Source organism: Mycolicibacterium neoaurum ATCC 25795, assembly GCF_000691525.1.
Classification (GTDB): Bacteria; Actinomycetota; Actinomycetes; order Mycobacteriales; family Mycobacteriaceae; genus Mycobacterium; species Mycobacterium neoaurum.
Genome location: NZ_JMDW01000008.1, coordinates 538,534 through 557,440, shown reverse-complemented (window position 1 = coordinate 557,440; position 18,907 = coordinate 538,534). Strand labels below are relative to the sequence as shown.

General features: G+C 67.2%; 18 protein-coding genes. 4 read left to right on the top strand and 14 right to left on the bottom strand.

The window, feature by feature from the left end; translation table 11 throughout:
• Positions 1-4: 4 nt before the first annotated feature.
• From mmsB to guaB, 5 genes are all read right to left on the bottom strand, one after another.
• The gene (gene mmsB, locus IC40_RS0110170) at positions 5-1,243 is read right to left on the bottom strand and encodes a multiple monosaccharide ABC transporter permease (protein WP_030134604.1); all 1,239 of its coding nucleotides are present in this window, start codon (positions 1,241-1,243) and stop codon (positions 5-7) included.
• On the bottom strand, positions 1,240-2,748 hold the full coding sequence (mmsA, locus tag IC40_RS0110165) for a multiple monosaccharide ABC transporter ATP-binding protein (RefSeq protein WP_030134603.1): 1,509 nt from the start codon (positions 2,746-2,748) through the stop codon (positions 1,240-1,242). Before mmsA ends, mmsB begins: the two co-directional genes overlap by 4 nt.
• Positions 2,749-2,768: 20 nt before the next feature.
• Complete coding sequence (gene chvE / locus IC40_RS0110160; RefSeq protein WP_030134602.1) at positions 2,769-3,863, bottom strand: multiple monosaccharide ABC transporter substrate-binding protein; 1,095 nt, start codon at positions 3,861-3,863, stop codon at positions 2,769-2,771.
• Positions 3,864-4,120: 257 nt separating this feature from the next.
• Positions 4,121-5,269, bottom strand: a complete 1,149-nt coding sequence (locus IC40_RS0110155) for a GuaB3 family IMP dehydrogenase-related protein (RefSeq protein WP_030134601.1) — start codon at positions 5,267-5,269, stop codon at positions 4,121-4,123.
• 33 nt (positions 5,270-5,302) lie between these two features.
• Positions 5,303-6,856, bottom strand: coding sequence for an IMP dehydrogenase (gene guaB, locus IC40_RS0110150; protein ID WP_030134600.1), 1,554 nt, complete (start codon positions 6,854-6,856; stop codon positions 5,303-5,305).
• A 134-nt stretch (positions 6,857-6,990) separates the two neighbouring features.
• Here guaB and IC40_RS0110145 point away from each other — a divergent pair, with 134 nt between their 5' ends.
• Complete coding sequence (locus IC40_RS0110145) at positions 6,991-7,395, top strand: DUF5319 domain-containing protein (RefSeq protein ID WP_030134599.1); 405 nt, start codon at positions 6,991-6,993, stop codon at positions 7,393-7,395.
• Positions 7,396-7,402: 7 nt separating this feature from the next.
• Here IC40_RS0110145 and IC40_RS0110140 read toward each other — a convergent pair whose 3' ends face one another.
• The 3 genes from IC40_RS0110140 to IC40_RS0110130 form a co-directional block, all read right to left on the bottom strand.
• Positions 7,403-8,602: an anti-sigma-D factor RsdA gene (locus tag IC40_RS0110140; RefSeq protein ID WP_030134598.1), complete on the bottom strand. Its 1,200-nt coding sequence runs from the start codon at positions 8,600-8,602 to the stop codon at positions 7,403-7,405.
• Complete coding sequence (locus IC40_RS0110135) at positions 8,595-9,173, bottom strand: sigma-70 family RNA polymerase sigma factor (RefSeq protein WP_030134597.1); 579 nt, start codon at positions 9,171-9,173, stop codon at positions 8,595-8,597. Before IC40_RS0110135 ends, IC40_RS0110140 begins: the two co-directional genes overlap by 8 nt.
• 88 nt (positions 9,174-9,261) lie before the next feature.
• Positions 9,262-10,056, bottom strand: a complete 795-nt coding sequence (locus IC40_RS0110130; RefSeq protein WP_030134596.1) for a hypothetical protein — start codon at positions 10,054-10,056, stop codon at positions 9,262-9,264.
• Positions 10,057-10,444: 388 nt separating this feature from the next.
• Here IC40_RS0110130 and IC40_RS0110125 point away from each other — a divergent pair, with 388 nt between their 5' ends.
• Complete coding sequence (locus tag IC40_RS0110125; RefSeq protein ID WP_030134595.1) at positions 10,445-10,735, top strand: WhiB family transcriptional regulator; 291 nt, start codon at positions 10,445-10,447, stop codon at positions 10,733-10,735.
• A gap of 6 nt (positions 10,736-10,741) precedes the next feature.
• On the opposite strand, the gene IC40_RS0110120 is transcribed toward IC40_RS0110125, so the two are convergent.
• Entirely contained in the window at positions 10,742-11,140 is a 399-nt protein-coding gene (locus IC40_RS0110120; protein WP_030134594.1) for a VOC family protein, read from the bottom strand.
• Positions 11,141-11,255: 115 nt separating this feature from the next.
• Here IC40_RS0110120 and IC40_RS0110115 point away from each other — a divergent pair, with 115 nt between their 5' ends.
• On the top strand, positions 11,256-11,732 hold the full coding sequence (locus tag IC40_RS0110115) for a nuclear transport factor 2 family protein (RefSeq protein ID WP_030134593.1): 477 nt from the start codon (positions 11,256-11,258) through the stop codon (positions 11,730-11,732).
• Positions 11,733-11,766: 34 nt separating this feature from the next.
• Positions 11,767-12,237, top strand: coding sequence for a hypothetical protein (locus IC40_RS0110110; RefSeq protein WP_030134592.1), 471 nt, complete (start codon positions 11,767-11,769; stop codon positions 12,235-12,237).
• A 146-nt stretch (positions 12,238-12,383) separates the two neighbouring features.
• Here IC40_RS0110110 and groL read toward each other — a convergent pair whose 3' ends face one another.
• From groL to IC40_RS0110085, 5 genes are all read right to left on the bottom strand, one after another.
• On the bottom strand, positions 12,384-14,006 hold the full coding sequence (groL, locus tag IC40_RS0110105) for a chaperonin GroEL (protein ID WP_030134591.1): 1,623 nt from the start codon (positions 14,004-14,006) through the stop codon (positions 12,384-12,386).
• An 85-nt stretch (positions 14,007-14,091) separates the two neighbouring features.
• Positions 14,092-14,394 carry a co-chaperone GroES gene (gene groES, locus IC40_RS0110100; RefSeq protein WP_023985374.1) on the bottom strand — a complete coding sequence of 101 codons (303 nt, stop codon included), beginning with the start codon at positions 14,392-14,394 and terminating at the stop codon, positions 14,092-14,094.
• A 178-nt stretch (positions 14,395-14,572) separates the two neighbouring features.
• Entirely contained in the window at positions 14,573-16,132 is a 1,560-nt protein-coding gene (locus IC40_RS0110095) for a diol dehydratase reactivase ATPase-like domain-containing protein (protein ID WP_030134590.1), read from the bottom strand.
• Positions 16,129-16,488 carry a diol dehydratase small subunit gene (locus IC40_RS0110090; RefSeq protein WP_030134589.1) on the bottom strand — a complete coding sequence of 120 codons (360 nt, stop codon included), beginning with the start codon at positions 16,486-16,488 and terminating at the stop codon, positions 16,129-16,131. Before IC40_RS0110090 ends, IC40_RS0110095 begins: the two co-directional genes overlap by 4 nt.
• A complete protein-coding gene (locus tag IC40_RS0110085; protein ID WP_030134588.1) occupies positions 16,485-18,761 on the bottom strand; it encodes a propanediol/glycerol family dehydratase large subunit in 2,277 nt (758 codons plus the stop codon). Before IC40_RS0110085 ends, IC40_RS0110090 begins: the two co-directional genes overlap by 4 nt.
• Positions 18,762-18,907: the final 146 nt, after the last annotated feature.

Sequence of the window (18,907 nt, the reverse complement as noted above, 5' to 3'; positions counted from 1 at the left end):
CGGATCACCTTCCGCCGCGACGCTTGTTGTAGATGTCGAAGCCGACAGCGGCCAGCAGCACCAGGCCCTTGATGACCTGCTGCACGTCACTGCCGATCCCGAGGATGGACATCCCGTTGTTGAGGACGCCGAGCACCAACCCACCGATGATCGCGCCGAACACCGTGCCCACCCCGCCGCTGGACGATGCACCGCCGATGAATGCCGCGGCGATCGCTTCCAGCTCGAAGTTGATACCGGCCTGCGGGGTCGCCGAGTTGAGCCGGGCCGCGAACAGCAGGCCGGCGACGGCGGCCAGCATCCCCATGTTGACGAACACCAGCAGGGTGACGCGCTTGTTGCGGACCCCGGACAGACTGGCCGCGGCGGCATTACCGCCCACGGCGTACACCTGACGGCCGAAGACCGTGTTGCGCATGACGAATGCGTAGACCAGCGTGAGGATGACCAGGATGATGCCGACGATCGGCACGCCCCGGTAGCTGGCCAGCAGCAGTGTGACCGCGCCCAGCGCCGCCACGATGCCCACACATTTGCCGATGAACAGCGGACGGCTCAACACTTCCTGGCCGTAGCGCATCTGGCTGTGGCGCCGCTTGATCTGCATGACGACGGTGACCAGCACCGCGATCGCGCCGAGAATCACCGTCGGCCAGTGATAGAGGGCGGCGTTGCCCAGTTCAGGTAGGAATCCGCTGCTGATCTGTTCCAGCCCGCGCGGCATCGGGGCGATCGACTGTCCTTCGAGGACGTATTGCGTTGCGCCGCGGAACATGAGCATGCCGCCGAGGGTGACGATGAACGACGGGATACCCACATAGGCGATCCAGAATCCCTGCCAGGCACCGATGAGCGCCCCCATCGCGATGCACAGCACGGTGGCCAGCAGCCAAGGCATATCGCTGCGCACCATCAGCACACCGGCCATCGCGCCGGTGAATGCCGCCACCGAGCCGACGGACAGGTCGATGTGCCCGTTGATGATGACGATCACCATCCCGATGGCGAGCACCAGGATGTAGCCATTCTGTTGGATGATGTTGGTGACGTTGAGCGGTTTGAGCACGATCCCGCCCGTCCAAATTTGGAAGAGCAGCAGGATCGCGATGAGCGCCACCATCATCCCGGACTTGCGCACATGCGCCATCAGGAAGCGCCCCAGCGGGTTACCGCCTTGGCGTGGAGTGCGACCGTTGCGTTCGGGGCCCGACGCCGGAGCCGGCCGTTTGGTGGTGATGGTCACGCGGAGCCTTTCATCATGTGGTACATCAGGGTTTCCTGGGTGGCCTCGGCGCGCGGCAGCTCACCGGTGACCCGGCCCTGACTGAGGGTGTAGATCCGGTCGCACAGACCGAGCAGTTCCGGCAACTCCGACGAGATGACCAGGACGGCCTTGCCGCGGGCGGCGAGTTCGTTTATCAGGACATAGATCTCGTGTTTGGCACCGACATCGATACCGCGGGTCGGCTCGTCGAGGATCAACACGTCCGGGTCGGTGAACAGCCACTTGCTGAGCACGACCTTCTGTTGATTGCCGCCGGAGAGCTTGCCGGTGGCGGTCTGCACCGAGTCGGTCTTGATCCGCATGGACCGGCGGAACTGTTCACCGATCCGCGTCTCCTCGTGCTGGTCGATGACCGATCTGCGGCTGACCTTGTCCAGGGATGCCAGACTGATACTTGTCGCGATGCTGTCCATCAGGTTCAGCCCCAACGATTTCCGGTCCTCGGTCGCGTAGGCGATGCCGTTGTCGATGGCACGCGGCACCGAGCTGGTGTCGATCTCGCGATCACCCTTGAAGACCGTGCCGCTCTCATATCGACCGTAGGATCGGCCGAAGACGCTCATCGCGAGCTCGGTGCGTCCGGCGCCCATGAGTCCCGCGATCCCGACGATCTCACCGGCACGAACATTCAGCGTGACATCGTCGACGACCTTGCGCTGTTGGTCGATGGGGTGACGTACGGTCCAATTCGACACCGCGAACACCACATCGCCGATCTCGCCACCCTCCCGCGGCGGAAATCGGTCGGTCAGGTCCCGGCCGACCATCGCGCGCACGATGGCGTCCTCGGTGAGCTCGTCGTCGACCGGTACGGTCCCGATGGTCCGGCCATCGCGCAGCGTGGTCACGCTGTCTGCCACCTGCATGACCTCGTTGAGCTTGTGCGAGATGATGATCGAGGTGATCCCCTGCCTGCGCAGCCCGACGATCAGGTCGAGCAGGTGTCGGCTGTCCGCATCGTTGAGCGCGGCCGTCGGCTCGTCGAGGATGAGCAGGCGGACGTCCTTGGACAACGCCTTGGCGATCTCGACCAGCTGTTGCTTGCCGACTCCGATATCGGAGACGCGGGTCTGCGGACTCTCCTTGAGACCTACCCGGTCCAACAGTTCCTCGGCCCGGCGCATGGTTTCGTCCCAGCGCAGCACGCCGCGGCGGGCAATCTCGTTGCCGAGGAACATGTTCTCGGCGATCGACAGATAGGGCACCAGCGCCAGCTCCTGATGGATGATGGCGATACCGCACCGTTCACTGGACCGGATATCGCGAAACTCGCACGGTGTTCCGTCGAAGAGGATCTCGCCGGTGTAGCTGCCGTGCGGGTAGACCCCGCTGAGCACTTTCATCAACGTCGACTTGCCCGCACCGTTCTCGCCGCAGATCGCGTGGATCGTGCCGTTGCCCACCGTGAGGTCGACATCCGAGAGCGCCTTGACCCCCGGGAATTCCTTGGTGATTCCCCGCATTTCCAGCAATGGCGGTGCGGTCACTGCAGCTGCTCCGGCGTGTAGAAGCCCGAATCCACGAGGACCTGCTGGTAATTGGACGCGTCGACGCTGACCGGCTGCAGCAGATGCGCCGGCACCACCTTCACACCGTTGTCGTAGGTCTCGGTGTCGTTGACCTCCGGGGTGCCGCCGGTGATGACGGCATCGGAGAGTTGCACCGCGGCCTCGGCGAGTTCACGGGTGTCCTTGAACACGGTCTGGGTCTGTTCACCGGCGATGATCGATTGCACGGAGGCCACTTCGGCGTCCTGTCCGGTCACGATGGGCAGCGGTTTGGCGGCATTGCCGTATCCGGCGCTCTTGAGCGCGGAGAGCACACCGCGGGAGATGCCGTCATAGGGCGAGAGCACGGCGTCGAGGCGAGCGGTCGTGTATGCCTGGCTCAGCAGGTTGTCGGTGCGGGACTGCGCCAGCCCACCGTCCCAGCGCAGGGTCGCCACCTGGTCGAAGGTGGTCTGGCCACTGGGCACGACCAGCTTGCCGCTGTCCAGGTAGGGCTTCAGCACGCTCATCGCACCGTCGTAGAAGAAGGTGGCGTTGTTGTCATCGGGCGATCCCGCGAACAGTTCGATGTTGAACGGTCCGGCGCCATTGGCCAACCCGAGCTTGTCGACGATGTATTGCGCCTGCAGCACACCGACTTTGAAGTTGTCGAAGGTGGCGTAGTAGTCGACGTTGGGGGTGCCCTTGATGAGTCGGTCGTAGCTGATGACCGGGATGTTCGCATCGGCGGCGCGTTGCAGGGTGTTGGTCAGCGACGAACCGTCGATCGGCGCGATCACCAGCAGCTGCACACCCTTGGTGATCATGTTCTCGATCTGGGAGACCTGGTTCTGCACGACGTCGTCGCCGTACTGGAGGTCGGTCTGATAGCCGAGCTCCTCGAACTGGGCGACCATGTTCTGCCCGTCACCGACCCAACGCTCCGAGGATTTGGTGGGCATCGCGATGCCTATGGTGCCCTTCTCCTGCCCGCCGGCGCCCGTGCTCTCCGTGGACCTGCCACATCCTGTCAGCGTCATGGCGGTGGCGATCGCCACCAACAGTGCGATCCACCAGGACAGCTTTCGCATCGGTTCCTCCTCGACCGTCAACCTCGGTCGCTGCGAGAAGAAGGAGCGGCCGGGTTACAGAATATGAACGTTAACAAACCGAATACGAGTATGTGAGGCAGTTCACTTCTTGTCAATGGTGTGGGCGCGCAAACCACAATTCACCAGTACGAGACGCCCACACTGCCCGGCCATCTACCCACAAACCTTCGGCACGCACACCCCGAGGCCCGGCCGATGTGAGCTTTAACATCCGGCGAGGCCGGCGCCCCGATCGACTACGCGTCGACCGTCAGGCCGACCTTCTGAAATTCCTTGAGATCGCAGTAGCCGGCCTTGGCCATCGAACGGCGGAGCCCGCCGACCAGATTCAGCGAGCCGAACGGATCATCCGACGGGCCGTTGAGCACCTTCGACAGTGACGGACGTTCTCCCAGCCCGACCTGCAGGAGCGCGCCGCGCGGCAAGGACGGATGGGCCGCCGCAGAAGGCCAGAACCAGCCACCGCCCTGGGCCTCCTCGGCCACCGCCAACGGCGTACCCAGCACCACCGCGTCGGCGCCGCAGGCGATCGCCTTGGCCAGGTCGCCGGAGGTGTGGATATCGCCGTCGGCAAGCACGTGCACGTAGCGGCCGCCGGTCTCGTCGAGATACTCGCGCCGGGCTGCCGCGGCATCCGCGATCGCGGTCGCCATCGGCACGCTGATACCCAGGACCTCGTCGGAGGTGGTGACCCCCGAGGTCGACCCGTACCCGACGATGACACCGGCAGCTCCGGTGCGCATCAGGTGCAGTGCGGTGCGGTGATCGAGCACGCCACCGGCCACCACCGGCACGTCGAGCTCGGAGATGAAGGTCTTGAGGTTGAGCGGTTCGCCGGCGTCGTCGTGATCCTTGGCGACACGCTCGGCCGAGATGATGGTGCCCTGGATGACGAGCAGGTCCAGACCGGCGGCCACCAGCGAGGGCGTCAGCGCGGCGGCGTTCTGTGGACTGACCCGCACCGCGGTGGTCACCCCGGACTCCCGGATGCGCGCGACCGCCGCCCCCAACAGTTCGGGGTCCAACGGTGCGGCGTGCAGTTCCTGCAGCAGGCGGATCGCGGCGGATTCATCGGACGCCCCGGCCGCAACATCGATGACCTGGGCGATCTTGGCCTCGACATCGGCGTGCCGACCGATCAGGCCCTCACCGTTGAGCACACCGAGACCGCCGAGCTTGCCCATCTCGATGGCGAACTCGACCGACACCAGCGCGTCAGTGGGGTGTGCGACAACCGGGATCTCGAACCGATAGGCGTCGAGTTGCCAGCCCGTCGAAACGTCCTTGGAGGACCTGGTGCGCCGGGACGGGACGATGTTGATGTCGTCGAGTTCGTAGGTGCGGCGGGCGGTTCTGCCCATGCCGATTTCGACCATGTCACGCATGTGGAAAGCCCCTTTCGGGCCTGATCGGGCGCCTTATCTGGCGTAGTAGTTCGGGGCTTCGACAGTCATCGTGATGTCATGCGGGTGGCTCTCCTTGAGCCCGGCCGCGGTGATCTGCACGAACTGCGCCTGCTGGAGATGCTCGATGGTGTCCGAACCCGTGTAGCCCATCGCGGCGCGCAACCCGCCGGTCAGCTGATGGATCACCGTGGACAGCGGTCCGCGGAACGGCACGCGGCCCTCGATGCCCTCGGGCACCAGCTTGTCCTCGGAGAGCACATCGTCCTGGAAGTAGCGGTCCTTCGAGAATGAGCCCCGTGAAGCTCCTCCGCTTCCGCGTCCCTGCATGGCACCCAGCGAGCCCATCCCGCGGTAGCTCTTGAACTGCTTACCGTTGACGAAGATCAGATCGCCAGGGGATTCCGCCGTGCCGGCGAGCAGGGATCCGAGCATGGCGGTGGAGGCGCCGGCGGCCAACGCCTTGGCGATATCGCCGGAGTACTGCAGGCCACCGTCGGCGATGACCGGCACGCCCTTGCGCGAGCAGGCGGCGACGGCTTCCAGGATGGCGGTGATCTGGGGTGCCCCGACGCCGGCGACGACGCGCGTCGTGCAGATCGAGCCGGGGCCGACCCCGACCTTGACCGCGTCGGCACCCGCATCGCACAACGCGGCGGCGGCGGCGCGTGTCGCGACGTTGCCGCCGACCACGTCGACCCGCTCACCGACGGCGGCCTTGAGCCGGCTCACCATGTCGAGCACCAGCCGGTTGTGCGCGTGCGCGGTGTCGACGATCAGCACATCGACACCGGCGTCGGCCAGCGTCATGGCGCGTGTCCAGGCATCGTCACCGATACCGACGGCGGCACCGACGAGCAACCGCCCGTCGCTGTCCTTGGTCGAGAGCGGGAATTGCTCGGTCTTGACGAAATCCTTGACCGTGATCAGCCCGGTCAGCTTGCCGTTGCCGTCGACGATCGGCAGCTTCTCGATCTTGTGCCTGCGCAGCAGCCCCAGGGCGGCCTCGGCCGAGACCCCGGCGTGGGCGGTGATCAGCGGCGCCTTGGTCATCACCTCCGAGACGGGCTTGGACTGGTCCACCTCGAAGCGCATGTCGCGGTTGGTGATGATCCCGACAAGGGCGCCCGCCGAATCGACCACGGGCAGACCGGAGATGCGGAAGCGCGCGCACATGGCGTCGACCTCGGCGAGGGTGTTGTCCGGCGAGCAGGTCACCGGGTCGGTGACCATGCCGGCCTCGGACCGTTTGACGGTCTCGACCTGTCCGGCCTGCTCGGCGATCGACAGATTGCGATGCAACACACCCATACCCCCGGCGCGCGCCATCGCGATGGCCATCCGCGCCTCGGTGACGGTGTCCATTGCCGAGCTGACCAGCGGCACCCGCAACCGGATGCGCTTGGTGAGCTGACTGGACGTGTCGACGTTGGCGGGCACGACATCGGACGCGGCCGGTAACAGCAGCACGTCATCGAAGGTGAGGCCCAGCATCGCGATCTTGGTCGGATCGTCACCGCCGGTAGGGACCGGTAAGGCGAGCGGGACGCTGCTTTCAGCGATCGACATGGGTGGAGCCTCCACTAGCAACAGTCGTGAATCTAAGAGGCCATCCTATCGGCAATGACCTCCAGGCTCGGCCCGGGCGCGGCACGCCGCGCAACCGGTGGCGCGAAGCCAGCGCGGCTGCGTAGGCTAGATCCGTGCGTGATGACCTCCCGCCGGGCCTGCCACCTGACCCGTTCGCCGATGACCCGTCCGATCCGTCGGCGGCTCTTGATGCGATCGAACCCGGTCTCCCACTCGACCCGCAGGAGCGCAGCGCCGTAGAAGCCGATCTGGCCGATCTGGCGGTGTATGAAGCGCTGTTGGCGCACAAGGGCATTCGCGGTCTGGTCGTCTGCTGCGACGATTGCCAGCAGGATCACTATCACGACTGGGACATGCTGCGGGCCAACCTGCTGCAGTTGCTGGTCGACGGCACGGTCCGCCCGCACGAGCCTGCCTATGATCCCGAGCCCGACGCCTACGTCACCTGGGATTACTGCCGCGGCTACGCCGATGCCTCTCTGAACGAGGCGACGACGGAGCCCGACGGCTTCCGCTGACCTGCGGTTATTCGCCCGCGCCGACCGGCGCCGTTGTGGTGGTCGTCACGACCGCCGAGGTTGACTGCTCGAGTTCGGTGGTGACCGCCGGTTCCGGTGACTGAGCGGGCGCCTCCTGCTGTGGCTCCGGTGCGGCGCTCGTCGCCGGCGGTGCCACGGTGGTGCTGGTGGTCGGTGCCACCGTTGTCGTGGTGGTCGTCGATGGTGCGGTGGTCGTCGTCGCAGCGGGTGCGGACGTCGTCGAGGACGTGCTCGGCGCGGTGGTGGTCGGCGCACTCGACGGTGCCTGCGACGTGGTGGCGGCATCCGACGGACTGGTCGCGGGCTCGGACGTGCTTCCCTCGGACGGACTCGTCGTGGCCGGGCTCGTCTCGGTGGAGCTGGTGCCGGACGGGCTGGTCTCGGTCGTCGTCCCCGTGGTCGTCCCGGTGGTGGTCGGCCCGGTGGTGGTCGGCCCGGTGGTCTCGGTGGTCGTCGTCGTGGCCAGCACCTCGGGACCCGGTGTGGTGGTGGCGGTGGGGGTTTCCTCGATCACCGGCACCGGCAGCAGGGTCAGCGGGGACGGCGGCAGGACCGGCATCGGCTCACCGGGAGGTGGCAGCGTTGCGGCTGGGTTCTGCGCGACGACCTTGTAGGTCAACGCATTCCACTGCTGGATCAGATCCTGCTTCTGTTCGACCGGGCCCACACTCTGCACCGTCGACGACAGCGCGGCGAGCTTCTCCTGGGCCTGGTCCCACTGCCCCTTTTCGACGAGCTGCTGCACTTGCGCCAGCTCGGTCTGGGCGGCCAGCACCACGGCATCGTCGCGGGTGGCGCGCTCTTCGCCGAAGATCATGGTGCGGACGCCGTACAGCACGTCGCCGGGGCCCGCGGCGAACACCGCGGTGCCGAACCCGCCGAGACAGAGCACGGCCGCGGCCGCGGAGCCGACGACGGCCAGCCCGAAGCGGTTTCGGCCTCTCGGCCGGTTGGTGGCGTCGAACAGTGCGGCGGTGGCCTGCGAGGGCGAGACGACATGGTCCATCGGGACGTGCCGGACCTCGTCGCGCCAACCGGACAGCAGGGCGGCCAGTTCGGCGTCGCCGCGGTCGGTGGAATACACGGGTTGCTCGCCCGCGAGCGCATCCAGGAACCGGTCGGCGCGGTTGATGTCGTTGAGTGAGGGGTCACCGCCGTTGGCGGTCCAGCGACCGAAATCAGGCATATTCTTCCCCTCCTCCCGCAATCTGTGTCTTGAGTTTGGCCAATGCGCGATGCTGGGCAACCCGCACCGCACCGGGTGTGGAGCCGACCGCCTCTGCGGTCTCCTCCGCGCTCATCCCGACCACCACACGCAGGATCAGGATCTCGCGCTGCTTCTCGGGCAGGATGGCCAGCAGCTTCTCCATCCGAGCCGACGCGTCGGCGTCGAGGGCGAGCTGTTCGGGCCCGGCCTCACCGGAGAAACGCTCCGGCACGTTGTCGGTCGGCTCGGCGCGATTGCGCGCCGACGCCCGGTGCGCATCGGCGAGCTTGTGCGCAGCAATGCCGTACACAAAGGCCAGGAACGGACGTCCCTGATCTCTGTAACGCGGCAACGCCGTGATGGCGGCCAAGCACACCTCCTGCGCAATGTCGTCTGCGGACAGACCACTTCGTTCAGCGGACCCGATCCGGGCCCGGCAGTACCGGACGATGATCGGGCGGATGGTCTCCAAGACCACCCTGAGAGCGTCCCTGTCCCCCGCCACAGCATCAGCGACGACTTCATCGAGACGTTCTCCCGAAATGGTCATCGTGGGTGATCTCTCCAGCGTTACGGATGGGACGCAACCGGGCGGGTGCGCCACACAAACATTAACGATCGCAACCGGGCGGAACGGTTCAGTGGCGCGACCACACGCCGCCGCGGTTTCGGATGGTCTCGGCGGCCAGGTCCCGTGCGGCCGTGATGGCGGCTGCCGATCCGCCCGCGCTGCCGATGTCGGCGAGCAGGCAACCGACCGCCCAATGCAGCGGGACCAGCCCGAACTCGGCAGTGAGTGTGAAGGCGGCGTCCGCGACACGACGCGCCTCGTTCAGGTCACCGGTGCAACACAGGGCGGCGGCCAGCACCACCTGCGATTTGGCGCGGTGTCGCACCGACCCGAGCGTGTCGGCGTCCTGCACCGCTTGTTCGGCATGGCCGATCGCCGCCGGCCCGTCGGCGCCCGCCATCGCCAACTCGGCGGATACCCAGTGCCTGCGCACGGATTGCCGGGGTACGCCGGAGTCGCCGGTCGCGCGCTGCAACAGCCGGGCAGCGGCGGCCAACCTGCCGATTCCGAGCGCATCGGCCGCCAGCCCGACGAGCGCGTCGGCGCGCGCCTGCGGGTCGGTTCCGGCCGACACCAGCGCGTGACCGTCCCACCGGCGCGCCGTGCGATGCCCGCCGAGCTGTCGCAGGAAGGACGCCCTCGTGCTGTAGGCCAACGCGGTGGTCGGCTCGTCGCAGCGCTGCCGGATGATCTCGTCGAGTTCGGCGAAGGCAGTCCCGTAGTACCCCTGGCCGCCGGCAGCGATCGCGCGCAGCCATCGCTGCTGCGGATCGTGCGCCTGCGGAAGCGGCCAGAGCTGCGGTTGGGCACCGAAGGCTGCGTCCGCCAGCAGGGCGGAAGGGGTGATCGTGGGGGTCGCCATCGCCTTCGGACGCTATCAATGCGGGCAAAAACGTGACCAATTCGACCTTGGTTAACACTTGATGGTCGCCACGTTACGAACAGATCAACCGGGCGCGAGGCGGCAAACCGGCCATATTGACGCGAGCAGGGAAAACCGACGCGTTGGGCGCCGGACACCCGGACGCGAAGCACTCTTCGGATTTCTCGCAAGTGAACATGATGAACGTGACGTAAATTCGCACCCTGCAGTTATGCGTTTGCGCGGTGAGGTCGCCTATTGACGATTTTTCTCCCGCGCTTCTACCTTGTGTTCACGAGCAGTCATCGGCGACACGGACTCGGTTCAGTTCCGCGGATCACGCACTCGCGTGGTCTCGCGAAATGGGTTCGAAGAGAGAGGTTTTGACATGCCACAGCCGCAGCAACTGCCCGGACCCAACGCCGACATCTGGGATTGGCAGATGAAGGGCCACTGCCGAGGCGTCGATTCCTCGATGTTCTTCCACCCCGATGGCGAACGCGGCCGAGCCCGCGCGCAACGTGAGATGCGGGCCAAGGAACTGTGCCGGACCTGCCCGGTGATCACACAGTGCCGCTCCCACGCGTTGGCCGTCGGCGAGCCCTATGGCATCTGGGGCGGTCTGTCCGAATCCGAGCGGGAGCTTCTGCTCAAGCGCGGGATGCGCCGGTCGGCCTGAACCGGCTCAGAAGACCGGCCGCGGCACCAGGACCACCCGCCACCCGTCGGGGTCGGCGAAGGTCAGTGCTCCCACACCGGTCCAATACGGGTTCTCCGGCTCCACGGGTTCATGACCGTTGGCCCCCAACCGTTCCACGATGTCGTACATCTCCGCTTCGGAGTGAAAGTACAGCACCAGCAGGTTGTCCGTTGTCGGTGCCGGACAAGGGCTTCCGTCGACATGTGCGGTGAACTCCAGATGCTGATCGGTGCCTGGTAGACCCAGCATGACGCCGTCGTAGCCGGCGTGATTCTCGAACCGGTAGAGCACGGGCAGACCGAGGTGCTCGGCATAGAACTGCTCGACCTCGGCGAGTCGGTCGGTGGGGCGGGCGAATCGAATCTGGGCGATGGGCATTGACATGCCTGCAGTGTGCAACCTCAACAATACTTGAGGTCAACCGCTCCCAAATCCGGTCAGCTCTCGGTGGGTGCAATGCACCCTGTCGCCCGTCGTTCAGTGTGCATACGTTGACATCATGGAACTTCTCGCCAAAACGACTGTGCTGGTGGCACTCCTGTTCTCCATGTTGGCGAGCACGGGTTCGGCACATGCCGAACCACCGGATGCCGAACAGCGGATCCGCGACGCGTTCGCGCGCGGTGTCGGCGGGCCGGAGAGCTTCTACGCGCTGTTGGCCGAGGATGTGCACTGGACCGTTGCCAGGGCGCAGAACCCGTCGGTCTACACCTCGCGGCAGGAGTTCCTCGACCGCGGCGCCCGACCCGTTCTGGACCGACTCACCGGTCCCATCCAGGCGTCCGTGCACGATCTGGTGACCGACGGCGATCGAGTGGTGGCGTTGTGGCGCGGTACCGCCACCGCGCTGGACGGAAAGCCCTATGTCAACGAGTACGCCTGGTCGATGACGATGCGTGGCGGAGAGATCGCCCGGGTGGTGGCCTATCTGGATCTGGTGGCGCTCGACGACCTGATCCGACGGGTGCCCGTGTAACTCCGTCGACGGACGCCCCGATAGACGATTCGTGATGCTTCGCAGCCTGCCCGTCCTCGCCGCCCTGGCCCTGGCCGGCGCCGCCCCGGCACACGCGCTCCCACTGCCGGAGTTCTGCGTTCCCGCGTCCGACCACGTCTGCACCGTCCGCCTGGCGTCGGTGACCGCCGACGCCGTCGACGGCACGATCACCGGCGCACCTGTCGGGGGCGGTCCCGCGATAACCCTCACCGGTCAGGGCGAGGTCTACCTGAAATCCACCGGATTCGTCGAGGCACCCGAGGCCGTGCGCACGTGGGACAGCACCATCGATCAGGTGCGTCCGCTCGACGTCTCGCCGTCGGACCCCAACTGGTACGGCAATGCCAAGGCCAAGGTGTTCCTGCCCCGCACGCTCAACGACCTGGCCACCGGGTTCCCGCCCGACACCCTCGTGGTGTCCTTCACCTCCGGTGAGGGCGACGCGCCCTATCAGCTGGTATCGATCCAACCGACGTCGCCGTAGTCGATCCGCCTTTCGCGCGTTGACTCTGCGGTCTGGGCGCCGACCACTCGAACAAACGCGCCGTGGACGCAGAATCGACGTGTGCGTCCGCTACACAGCAGAACACCCCCGGCCCAACAGGACCGGGGGTGTTCTGGTTTGACTACCTAGTGCGCGTGGCCGTGATGTCCGTGGCCGGCGTGATCCTCTTCCTCGGCCGGCTTGTCGACGACCGCGGTCTCGGTGGTCAGCACCATCCGGCCGACCGACGCCGCGTTGAGCACCGCGGAGCGGGTCACCTTGGCCGGGTCGACGATGCCCTCGGCAAGCAGGTCGCCGTAGGTCAGCGTCGCGGCGTTGAAGCCCTGCCCGACAGGCAGTTCGCTGACCTTGTTCACCACGACCGAGCCGTCGAGCCCGGCGTTGGTGGCGATCCAGAACAGTGGCGCCGACAGCGCCGAGGAGAACACCTCGAGGCCGAGCAACTCGTCACCGGTCAACGAACCGCGCAGGCTGTCCAGCGACTTGCGGGCCTGTACCAGCGCGCTGCCACCACCGGTGACGATGCCCTCTTCCACCGCTGCCTTGGCCGCCGACACGGCGTCCTCGACGGCTTCCTTGCGCTTCTTCAGGTCGGTCTCGGTGGCCGCACCGACCTTGATGACCGCGACGCCGCCGGACAGCTTGGCGAGGCGCTCTTCGAGCTTCTCGCGATCCCAGTCCGAATCGGTGGCCTCGATCTCGCTGCGCAGCTGCGCCTTGCGACCCTCGATGGCGTCCTGGGTACCTGCACCGTCGACGATCACGGTGCTCTCCTTGGTCACCACGACGCGGCGGGCCGAACCCAGCACGTCCAGGCCCGCCTCGCGCAGCGTCAGACCCACATCGGGGTTGACCACCTGGGCGGCGGTGACGACGGCCAGATCCTCCAGGAACGCCTTACGGCGGTCACCGAAGAACGGCGCCTTCACGGCGACGGCCTTCAGCGTCTTGCGGATGGAGTTGACGACCAGGGTCGACAGCGCCTCCCCCTCGACGTCCTCGGCGATGATCAGCAGCGGCTTGCCGGCCTCGGCCACCTTCTCCAGCAGCGGCAGCAGGTCGGGCAGCGAGCTGATCTTGTCGCGGTGCAGCAGCACCAGCGCGTCCTCGAGCACCGCTTCCTGGGCGTCGAAGTCATTGATGAAGTAGGCCGAGATGAAGCCCTTGTCGAACCCGACACCCTCGGTGACCTCGAGCAGCGTCTCCAGGGTCGAGGACTCCTCGACGGTGACCACACCATCGGCACCGACGGTCGTCATCGCCTCGCCAACCAGGTCACCGACCAGCTCGTCACGCGAGGACACGGTGGCGACCTGTGCGATCGCGGTCTTGTCGCTGACGGGCTTGGCCGCGGCCAACAGGGCCTCGGACACCGCGTCGGCGGCCTTGCTGATCCCGGCGCCGAGGGCGATGGGGTTGGCACCGGCGGCGACGTTGCGCAGGCCGGCCTTGACGATGGCCTGGGCGAGCACGGTCGCGGTGGTGGTGCCGTCACCGGCGACGTCGTTGGTCTTGGTGGCCACCGACTTGACCAGCTGGGCACCCAGGTTCTCGAACGGGTCCTCCAGGTCGATCTCGCGGGCGATGGTGACGCCGTCGTTGGTCACGACCGGTCCGCCGAACGCCTTGGCGAGCACCACATGCCGGCCGCGCGGGCCGAGGGTGACGCGGACGGCATCGGCGAGCTTGTCCACGCCGGCCTCCAGGGCGCGGCGCGCAGTTTCGTTGAATTCAATCTGCTTGCTCATAAATGTCCTTTGATGTGCCGGGGGCAAAGCGGACCGCCCCGGACGTCACCCATCGACGGGGACTTCCGGGGCGGTACACAGCTGCTTACTTGTTGACGACAGCCAGCACGTCACGCGCGGAGAGGATCAGGTACTCCTCGCCGCCGTACTTGATCTCGGTGCCGCCGTACTTGCTGTAGATGACGGTGTCACCCTCGGAAACGTCCAGGGGGATCCGCTTCTCGCCGTCCTCATCCCAGCGGCCGGGGCCAACTGCGACGACGGTGCCTTCCTGCGGCTTTTCCTTGGCGGTGTCCGGGATGACCAGACCGGAAGCGGTCGTGGTCTCGGCCTCGTTGGCCTGAACGAGGATCTTGTCCTCGAGTGGCTTGATGTTGACTGCCACGATTGGAGCCCTCCACTAGGTATCGGAGACCGGGAATGTTCCGGGTCCATGATTTTTAGGTGTTCGGCATGCGTCCGAGCCCTCGCACCGTCGTCGCGGGTGCCGGCGCCGGGTGTGGCCGCGTGCCACCTAGCACTCTATACACGCGAGTGCTAGCACTCAAGGGTGGGTTGTGCAGGTGCTATCCCGTCCCGGCCGTCGCGAGGACGACGAGCCCGTACGCCACCGCGAACCGGTGCCCCAGCTCGCCGGCGACATTGCCGCGGCCCACCGAAACATCGTGGCCCAGCCGTTCGGCCAGCGCCCGGACCAGCTCGTCATCACCGGCGCCGCCGCCGACCAGCAGCACCGCGCTCGCTCCCGCGCCGACCTGCTGGACACCGCGCGTGACGTTGCCGCCGATGACCAGCCGCTTGGCTGCCAACCGCCACCCGCGCCACTCCGCGGCCGACATCGCCGAGGTGAAGGGCAGCAACCCGCTGGGCGCCGCCGTCAACAGCCACCCCGTGGAGCGTCCGTCGATCGGGGTGTCCAGGAACCGGCGGCGTCCGTGCTCGTCCTCGACGAGCTGCACCGTCACCGCGGTCACCGCCTCGGCGCGCTTAGCGTACTCGGCCGCGCTGGTGGAGATGTCCAGCGCGGCGGCGGTCGCCGCGGTCAGCAGTTGCCCGGCCCCCGGCAGCACCACTCGGTCACCGGCGGCCACCACATCGACGGTGCCGCCGCCGACGTCGACGACCACCACATCGGCAGGTAGCCCCGGCGTGGTCAGCGCACCCGCCCGCGCGGCGGCGGCCTCTGAGTCGATCCGGGTGACCGGCACCCCCAGCGCGGTGGCGAGCGCGTCGGCATCGGCAGGCGAGACGTCGTCGCCACCCATCGTCGCCATGACCAGGCTGTCGATGGCGACCGCGCCGCGGCGGGCATTGGCCGCCGCGGCGATATCGGCCAGCTGCACGATGTGCACCAGCCCGTCGGGCAGCTCGGGCTCGGCCGCAGGCTCGTCGGCATCGGCCTGGGCATCCAATGTGACGACCGCGCACACGCTGTCGAACAGCTGGTCGGCCACGGTGCGGGCGTCGGCGCGCTCGTCATCGCCGAGGGCGAAGACATCGGCCAGCCAGAACGGGTCGGTGAGGCGCTGCAGCGGGGACATGCCCTCCCGCACCTCGACCGCGACCAGGGTCGATGCGAGCACCCGCGGGACTTCGACGTCGTCGACCACCGGCACCGGGCTGTTCAGTCGGTTGGATATCAGCACGGCCTCGTCGTTGGCCGTCAGCACCGCGGCGATATCGCAGCCCGCGGCAATCGCGTCGTTCACCAGTGCGGCAACCTCGGCATACCCGAATTCTGCTGCGGCACAGGCAATGACAGATACACCCGCATCCACCGCGGCCAGCCGTTCGACCGGGACCGGCACACCCACGCCCGCGGCGTCACCGGCAGTGGTGGCCGCCGAGCGCAGCACGATGGCCAGCCGACCCGTGCGCCGGGCCTGCAGTCGAACCCGTTCCACGGTCGAATGCACCGGCGGGGTCGGGGCGAAGGCGGCCCGTTCGACGGTCAGCCCGTGCTTGTCGGCCAGTCGCCGGACCAGTTGCGCCGCACCCTGAATCGCCCGCGCCGAACCCTTCCCGCCGCGGGTCGGCGTCCGCCCACTGGCCACCACATCGCGATCACGACACAGCACCACCTCGGTGGTGGCGTTGCCGATGTCGACACCGGCCCACACCGTCATCGCAACAGGCCGCGCCGCCGGTAGACGACGGCGGCCTCGCGCACCAGCGCGGCGCACGTCGGGGCGTCCTGGGCAGCCAATCGGGCCGCCAGTTCCTCGAGTTCCTCGAACGACGACCGGCCGGGCCGCAGCGCCTCGTAGGAGGCCAGCATGTCCTCGGCGGTGAGCGCGGTCATCTCCGCGGCCCGACGCAGGTTGAGCCCGAGTTGCAGGGATCCGCTGCGTTCGGCGTTCTCGGCCTGGCGTAACAGGGTGTCGCGGCTGATCCGGATGTCGTCGAGGACGAGTTCACCGTTGCAGGCGGCCTCGACGGTGACATCGTCGATGCTGCGCCCGGAGTGCGAAAGTGCGGTCATCGGGTGAACTCCATGTCGATATTGCGGCGGCGTTCGCCGCCGTCGAGGGCCAGGCTCTCGGCCCGTTCGATGGCAACCATCGACACCACCTTGGTGTGGTAGCGCGCGGTGATGGCCTCGTCGGTGTAGGCGTTGCGCATCGGTGACGGGGTCGCGCCCTTGGCGTGCCTGCCCGCGTTGATCCCGATGATCCGGTACATCTCCGGTGAGATCAGCGGAGCCACGCTGAGCAATTCGAGGTTGGCCAGCGGTGGCAGGTCGCGACGGTGGATCAGCGTGGTGCCCTTGGCCTGTAGCCCCACTCCGATACCCGACCCGGACAGGCCGGCCGCCGACTTGCCGATCATCCCGAGGTCGATGCTGTCGGCGATGCGCACCACCCGCGGCACGCACTTCTCCTCCTCCAGCCCGGCCAGGATCTGCTGGAGGGCCTCATAGATCGTCATCCCGGACAGCGTGCAGAACAGCTTGGTGCCGAACGCCGGTGACACACCGACGACCACCTCGCGCGGATCGGTGCCGAAGTCGGCCGGTCCGAGGATGCGCAGGCGGTCGGGCTCGGCGAAGGTCGCCTGCTCACGCACCAGGTCGGTCACCGACCGGGCCTGGCGCACCGCGTCGATCTGCGCCTGGCGTTCCGGGCTCGGCCGGTAGCCCGTGCCGGGGCCGCGGTAATCGTTCGGATCTTCCAGTGCGGAAAGCACATTCATCTGCTCGTCGAAGATCGCGGCGGTCTGCAGATAGTCACCGTTGACCCGGGCCTTGGCCATGCCGAGGACTCGGTCGGCCAGCTCGGTGAATCCGGTCTCGGCGAGTGCGGTGACGATATCGAGCACCGTCAGACCCGACTGGTCGATCATCCGGGCGGCGCTGAGCACCTGCACTCCGTCGGTCTGCGGGAGGTTCTTCGAACCTGCTGCGGCGACAACGGCTTCCACGTGATCATCGTCGAAATCGGCGAGCCCCAGATACTCGAACACCGCCCGGGTGGCCTCGGCGGCCTGGCGGCGCATGGCCTCCAACGTGGTCGGGTCGCACGACCGCAGGCCGCCGTCCACGCCCCAGTCGCGCTGCATCACCAGGTAGTCGTCGAGATCGTCGGCGTTGAAGTTGGACGGGCCGAACATGTTGTCGTAGGACACGATCGAGCCGAACCCGGAGAAGATGAAATCCGATCCGGACAACAGGGTCGGCAGCGTGCGACTGGTCCGGCGCATGGTCGACTCGCTCATCAACGAGTCGTTGCCGCTGCAGGATTCCAGCCCGCGCAACATGACCATCAGGTTCTCGGCGTGCAGTTCCTTGACCCCACCGGGCACCGAGGCGGTGATAGCCGCACCGTCCACGCCGCCGTTCTGTACGCCTTGGGCACCGATCCCCTTGGCCAGCGCCACGCAGCGGGACTCCAGATAGTTCATCGACTTGCCCTCGGCCGCCCCCATCAACACCTCGGAGCCGGCACCGCTGGACAGCCGCATCTTGATACCGCGCGAGGCGTAGGACGACGTCAGGAACGCCTTGGACCACGGCGTGTCGTCACCATCGGTGAACACCTGCTCGGTGCCGTACACCGATACCGTCTCGGCGTACGAAACGAGCCCGCGCACACCGAGTTCCAGCTCGCGGGCCTCCTCGACCGAGCACTGGGTCAACGCGCCGGGGGCGGGCACCTGCGAGCCGATCAGCAGCCCGACGGCCACCGCGGGCGCGTCGTCGAGGACGGGGACGGTGGCCTCCAGCTCCCGGAAGCCGTACACCACCGCCGTCGCCGCGTCGGCGGCGATCAGCAGCGGATCATCGAGCCGATTGGTGACGTGCGCCTGGTTGGCCGGGGTGCGTCGGGCGCGCATCTTCATCATGGCCATCTGGATCTCGACCGGGTGCAGCCCGGCCACCACCCGGGCCATCTTGGCCGGCGTCAGCCCCGAGCACACCGTGAGCACCTCGGCGCGCGGCACGCTGGAATCGACGATGAGGCGCGCGAGTTCGACCTCCGACATGGCCATCGACACCGGCGCCTGGGCGTGGTCGATGGCGTAGCGCACGACGAACTCGTCGATGGCGTCGAAATCGGCGGCGGGGGTGGAGTCCATCTCGAGCACGGTGCCGTCGTCGCCGACCACCCAGGACGGTTCCGGATCGTTGGGCGACAGGTGCGAGATCATGCCCAGCGCGGGATCGGGTTCGGCAAAGCCGTCGAGGTTGACGCGCTGCTCATCAAGCAGACGGATGCGTCCGAGCCGGTGGTCCGGCTCCGGTTCGGGGCTGTTCACGATGACCTCTCTCGTCGCGGGGTGGGTACAGCATCGGCCAGCGGTGCGGGGCGGACAACGGGACGCGGCGAGCTTCCAACAACCTGTGTGAGAAGAACACACCACCGGCGCGGCAGCTGTGACTGGATTACAACAAGATGTTGGAA

Bases quoted from the DNA above. Each gene is read 5' to 3' on its own strand.
- IC40_RS0110115 (WP_030134593.1), top strand. From the start codon at position 11,256: ATGGAACTTCTCGCCAAAACGACTGTGCTGGTGGCACTCCTGTTCTCC.
- IC40_RS0110130 (WP_030134596.1), bottom strand. From the start codon at position 10,056: ATGGCGACCCCCACGATCACCCCTTCCGCCCTGCTGGCGGACGCAGCC.
- IC40_RS0110110 (WP_030134592.1), top strand. From the start codon at position 11,767: ATGCTTCGCAGCCTGCCCGTCCTCGCCGCCCTGGCCCTGGCCGGCGCC.
- IC40_RS0110135 (WP_030134597.1), bottom strand. From the start codon at position 9,173: ATGACCATTTCGGGAGAACGTCTCGATGAAGTCGTCGCTGATGCTGTG.
- IC40_RS0110125 (WP_030134595.1), top strand. From the start codon at position 10,445: ATGCCACAGCCGCAGCAACTGCCCGGACCCAACGCCGACATCTGGGAT.
- guaB (WP_030134600.1), bottom strand. From the start codon at position 6,856: ATGTCGATCGCTGAAAGCAGCGTCCCGCTCGCCTTACCGGTCCCTACC.
- IC40_RS0110155 (WP_030134601.1), bottom strand. From the start codon at position 5,269: ATGCGTGACATGGTCGAAATCGGCATGGGCAGAACCGCCCGCCGCACC.
- IC40_RS0110090 (WP_030134589.1), bottom strand. From the start codon at position 16,488: ATGACCGCACTTTCGCACTCCGGGCGCAGCATCGACGATGTCACCGTC.
- IC40_RS0110120 (WP_030134594.1), bottom strand. From the start codon at position 11,140: ATGTCAATGCCCATCGCCCAGATTCGATTCGCCCGCCCCACCGACCGA.
- groL (WP_030134591.1), bottom strand. From the start codon at position 14,006: ATGAGCAAGCAGATTGAATTCAACGAAACTGCGCGCCGCGCCCTGGAG.
- chvE (WP_030134602.1), bottom strand. From the start codon at position 3,863: ATGCGAAAGCTGTCCTGGTGGATCGCACTGTTGGTGGCGATCGCCACC.
- IC40_RS0110140 (WP_030134598.1), bottom strand. From the start codon at position 8,602: ATGCCTGATTTCGGTCGCTGGACCGCCAACGGCGGTGACCCCTCACTC.
- IC40_RS0110095 (WP_030134590.1), bottom strand. From the start codon at position 16,132: ATGACGGTGTGGGCCGGTGTCGACATCGGCAACGCCACCACCGAGGTG.
- mmsA (WP_030134603.1), bottom strand. From the start codon at position 2,748: ATGCGGGGAATCACCAAGGAATTCCCGGGGGTCAAGGCGCTCTCGGAT.